We start from the raw sequence: 4,745 nt of genomic DNA, 5'->3' as shown, positions 1-4,745 counted from the left end.
GTATCAACAGACAAATTAACTCTTTTAGCTAAACTTGACATACTATAAGTATTAGTAAGCTCTGTTATAACGTACATAGATAAAAGATTAGTGATTCTATAATAACGTGGCAAGAATTCAATATGCTCATAAAATCTTTTACCACAAATATTACAACGATATCTACGCTTTTTAATAACGAGAACAGTAGGTTTTAAGAATAGAGGAATGTGTTTAACACGTTGTATTCTATAATCATGAACTCTACGAGTTTGAGAGTTACAACAAGGGCAAGTATGAGGTTTCTTCTTCATTTCTAAATAAATCTCAAAGCAATTATCTGTATTAAGTATTTTTGTTACAATAACATCTTTAAAACCGAGTAGGTTTTTGATAAAATTATTATTGTGCACTTGTTGGATGCCTCCTTTCAAATTGTGTGTGTGTAATTTATTATATCAGGCATCTAAACAGGTGCATATTTTTTTTTGTAAAAAAATATGCTGGGGCTACGCCCCAACATTTATTATAGAACCAATTTTTATATGATTAATACATTATATGGAAAATGTCACATTTCACTTGGGTGGCACTTCAAATCTATTTTTTCTTACTTTTTGTATCTTGTAAGCCTTTAACTTAATCTTATTCTGATTAAAGTTATCATCCCGTTTTTATTTTGGAAACATTAAAAAACGTATTGACAATTTTAAATATGTCCCATATAATGAAATTGATAATTGTTCTCAAATAAAATAGAATTTCAATAAGGAGGTTTACTATGAACAAAAAAATCAAATTTCTTTCAATAACATCAGCATTATTGCTATCAACATCAATATTTGCAGGTTGTGCAAAGATAGCGGAAGAAAAAACTCCAACACAACAAAAAGAAAAGGTTGTTAATGTATATTCAGACAGACACTATGATACAGATAAAAAGCTCTACGAAGAATTTACTAAAATGACAGGTATAAAGGTTAATGTAGTTGAAGGTAAATCTGATGAACTTATAGAAAGGCTTTCAAGAGAAGGACAAGATACACAGGCAGATATTTTAATTACAGCCGATGCAGGAAGACTACATAAGGCAAAGGAACAAGGGCTTTTACAATCATTTGATTCAGAAATAGTAAATAAAAACATTCCAAAAAATTTAAGAGATAAGGATAACACTTGGACTGCACTCACTGTTAGAGCAAGGGTTATAGTTTATTCAAAGGATAGAGTAAATCCAAATGAACTTTCAACTTATGAGGCATTAACTGATGCAAAGTGGAAGGGAAGGGTTTTAACAAGATCATCAACAAATATATATAGCCAATCACTTCTTGCTTCAATGATAGAAATAAATGGAAAAGAAAAGGCTAAGGAGTGGGCAAAGGGACTTGTACAAAACTTTGCAAGAGAACCTCAAGGCAATGATAGAGACCAAGTTAAAGCAGTTGCAGCAGGAGTAGGGGATGTGGCAATTGTAAACACATATTATATTGGAAAAATGTTAAATTCACAAGATCAAGAGGAAGTTAATGCAGCAAATAAGGTTGGAGTTTTCTTCCCAAATCAACAAACTACAGGAACACATATAAATATAAGTGGGGCAGGATTAACAAAGGCTTCAAAGAATAAAGAAAATGCAATTAAGTTAATTGAATTTTTAACTTCTGAAGAAGCACAAAAACTATTTGCAGAAGCAAACTTTGAATATCCAGCAAATCCAAAAGTTGAAGTAGCAAAACTTTTAAAATCTTGGGGAGAATTTAAAAGACAAGATATAGAAATGTCAAAGCTTGGTGAACATAATAAGCATGCTGTTGAAATATTTAATGAAGTTGGTTGGAAGTAAAAAGGGCCCTTTTTAGGGCCTTAATTTATAAAAAGGGTGTTGAATATGGAAAGGATAAAGGTAAAATTACATTTAAATGGATGGGCGTTAATAAGCTATGTTATGGTGGTATTAATTTTACTGCCTACTATAGAAATAATTTTAAACTTATTAAAACCTGTAAATGAAAATTGGGCGCATATAAAAAAGTATATGTTATTAGCCTACGTTACAGACAGCATAAAACTAACAACTGCAGTAGTCTTGTTTACTGTGATAATAGGAGTTTTATCAGCGTATTTTATTACATTTTATGATTTCCCATTTAGAAAATTTTTTAAATGGGTATTAGTTCTCCCTATGGCTATACCACCATATATAGGTGCTTACACATATAATGGGCTCTTAAGCTATACGGGAATAATACAGACTACACTTCGAAATAGATTTGGTATATTAGTTAATCAAAAATATTTTAATATAATGTCCCTTAAAGGAGCTATATTTATATTAACTTTGTTTTTATTTCCTTATGTATATCTGATTACAAAATCATTTTTAGAAAAACAGTCGGCTACACTTGTAGAAAGTGCAAAACTTCTTGGTAAAAGTAATATAGAAATCTTTTTTAAAGTAATAATTCCAATTTCAAGGGTTGCTATAGTAAGTGGTGCTACTCTTGTGGCACTTGAGGTATTGAGTGATTATGGAGTTGTTGCATATTTTGGTGTTCAAACCTTCACAACAGCTATATTCAAAACTTGGTTCTCACTTGGAGATGTTGAGTCTTCAGTAAGAATTGCAGCAATACTTATGGTTGGAGTTGTTTTTGTGATTTTATTTGAAAAATTTTTTAGGGGAAGAAAGAAGTACAGCTACAGTAGTACTAAAATAAGACCTGTTGTAAGAAAAAGGTTAAAAGGTATAAAAAAGAATTTAGTTATAATGTTTTTTACTATAATATTTTTATTCTCTTTTTTAATTCCAACTTTACAGCTTATGTATTTTGCATTTTTAACTTATAAAAGAGTTTTGAATATGTCATTTATTGTGATGACATTAAATTCTTTGGCTTTATCAATTTTAGCAGCAATTATTATAACAATAATTTCATTAATTATAGGAAATTATTGCAGAATAAATGAAAGTAACCTCTCTAAAATAATTTCTAAAATAACAATGATAGGATACTCTATACCTGCTGCAGTTATTGCAATTTCAGTGATACTGTTATTTGTTAACATAGATAGAAAGCTAAAGTGGTTTTATTTAATAATAAATCCTAATTCCAAAACACTTGTACTTTCAACAAGTATATTTATGCTCCTCTTTGCCTATATAATAAGATTTATAGGTGTTTCATATCAAGCAATAGAGGCTGGATATGAAAAGATGGGAAAAAGTTTTTTTGAAGCTTCAAGGTTACTTGGACAAAATACCATTAAGACATTCTTAAAAATAGATATACCTATGTTAAAACCAGCAATAATAAGTAGTTTGGTTTTGGTTTTCATAGATATCATAAAGGAACTTCCATTAACACTTCTTTTAAGACCATTTAATTTTAATACTTTAGCTACAAGGACTTTTGATTATGCAGCAGACGAGATGCTTCAAGAGGCAGCTGTTCCAGCAATTATAATAATACTAATAAGCATAGTTGCAATTAGCTTTATAAATAGGTTTGATAAGGAGTAGATAGTATGTATGTTATAGTAAAAAATTTAAGTTTTAAATATAAAAATGCAAAGGATTATCAGATAACAAATTTTAATTTGGAAATTGAAAAGGGAGAAATTGTTGCACTTTTAGGACCAAGTGGCAGTGGGAAAAGTACAATTCTTAGACTTATATCAGGGCTTGAGATACCAAATGGTGGAGAGATAATTGTTAATAATAGGGTATTATATAACAAAAATGTTTTTATAGAACCACAAAAAAGAGGAATCGGCATGGTATTTCAAGACTATGCACTCTTTCCTCATATGACGGTTGAAAAGAATATTTTGTTTGGACTTGAAAAGATAAATAAAGAGGCAAGACAAAGGATATTAGATGAAGTATTAGAGCTTGTAGATATGAAGGAGTATAAAAAGAGATATCCTCACGAGTTAAGTGGAGGGCAACAGCAGAGGATAGCGATAGCAAGAGCACTTGCACCAAAACCATCTCTTTTATTATTAGATGAACCCTTTAGTAATTTAGATGCAGGCCTTAAGAAGAGAATAAGAAAAGAAATAAAAGAAATTCTTAAAAAGTCAAATATAACTTCAATATTTGTAACTCATGATATAGAGGATGCAAAGGATGTGGCAGATAGAATAGAGTGCCATCCATGTGAAATGTGAAATTATCCAATAAATGGGTATTAAACTTTTAAAGCTGCCTCCTGTCAAGTAGACAGTTGAAAAATGTAAATCTGGTTCATTGTAAAATTAAATGCAACAGATAAAAAATATTAAAACCATAGTGAAAATCATGTATGATATAGGTGTCAAATCCAAACATACAGGAGGTTTTCACTATGGTTGATAAAATTAATTCTAACACAACTGTACGTTCTTTTAAACACCTAAATAGCTATGAGCGTGGAGAAATTTATGCATTACTAAAAGAAGGTAAAAGTATTCGCTATATTGCTAAAAAATTAGGACGTAGTCCAAGTACTATCTCCCGTGAAATTAAACGTGGTACTACCTTACAGCTTAAAAGTGATTTATCTACATTTACAAGTTATTTCCCTGAAACAGGTCAGGCTGTATATGAAAATCATCGCTCAAATTGCGGAGCAAAAATTAAAATAGCTACAGCCGAAGCTTTTATAAAGTATGCAGAAACAAAAATTCTTAAAGATAAATGGTCCGTCGATGCTGTAGTAGGTTATTGTAAAAATGACCCTGCTTGGAAGGATAAATATATTGTTTCTACTAAAACATTGTAC

At 30.2% G+C, this 4,745-nt stretch carries 5 protein-coding genes; 4 read left to right on the top strand and 1 reads right to left on the bottom strand.

Annotated features, from left to right (window positions below; all coding sequences use genetic code 11):
• On the bottom strand, nucleotides 1-293 hold a 293-nt coding region (locus TCEL_RS14435), incomplete at its 3' end, for a transposase family protein (RefSeq protein ID WP_198010695.1).
• 467 nt (nucleotides 294-760) lie between these two features.
• On the opposite strand from TCEL_RS14435, the gene TCEL_RS12265 reads away from it, so the two are divergent.
• The 4 genes from TCEL_RS12265 to TCEL_RS12250 all read left to right on the top strand — a co-directional run.
• Nucleotides 761-1,825, top strand: a complete 1,065-nt coding sequence (locus TCEL_RS12265) for a Fe(3+) ABC transporter substrate-binding protein (protein ID WP_018666579.1) — start codon at nucleotides 761-763, stop codon at nucleotides 1,823-1,825.
• A gap of 45 nt (nucleotides 1,826-1,870) precedes the next feature.
• Nucleotides 1,871-3,502, top strand: coding sequence for an ABC transporter permease (locus tag TCEL_RS12260; protein WP_040684107.1), 1,632 nt, complete (start codon nucleotides 1,871-1,873; stop codon nucleotides 3,500-3,502).
• Between the two features lie 5 nt (nucleotides 3,503-3,507).
• A complete protein-coding gene (locus TCEL_RS12255) occupies nucleotides 3,508-4,152 on the top strand; it encodes an ABC transporter ATP-binding protein (protein WP_018666573.1) in 645 nt (214 codons plus the stop codon).
• A gap of 176 nt (nucleotides 4,153-4,328) precedes the next feature.
• A partial coding sequence (locus tag TCEL_RS12250; protein ID WP_040683811.1) for a helix-turn-helix domain-containing protein occupies nucleotides 4,329-4,745 on the top strand: 417 nt, incomplete at its 3' end.

The organism is Thermobrachium celere DSM 8682, from assembly GCF_000430995.1.
In the GTDB taxonomy this organism is placed as follows: Bacteria; Bacillota; Clostridia; order Clostridiales; family Caloramatoraceae; genus Thermobrachium; species Thermobrachium celere.
The sequence above is the reverse complement of the archived record's forward strand: the minus strand, read 5'-3'. Positions and strand labels throughout refer to the sequence as shown.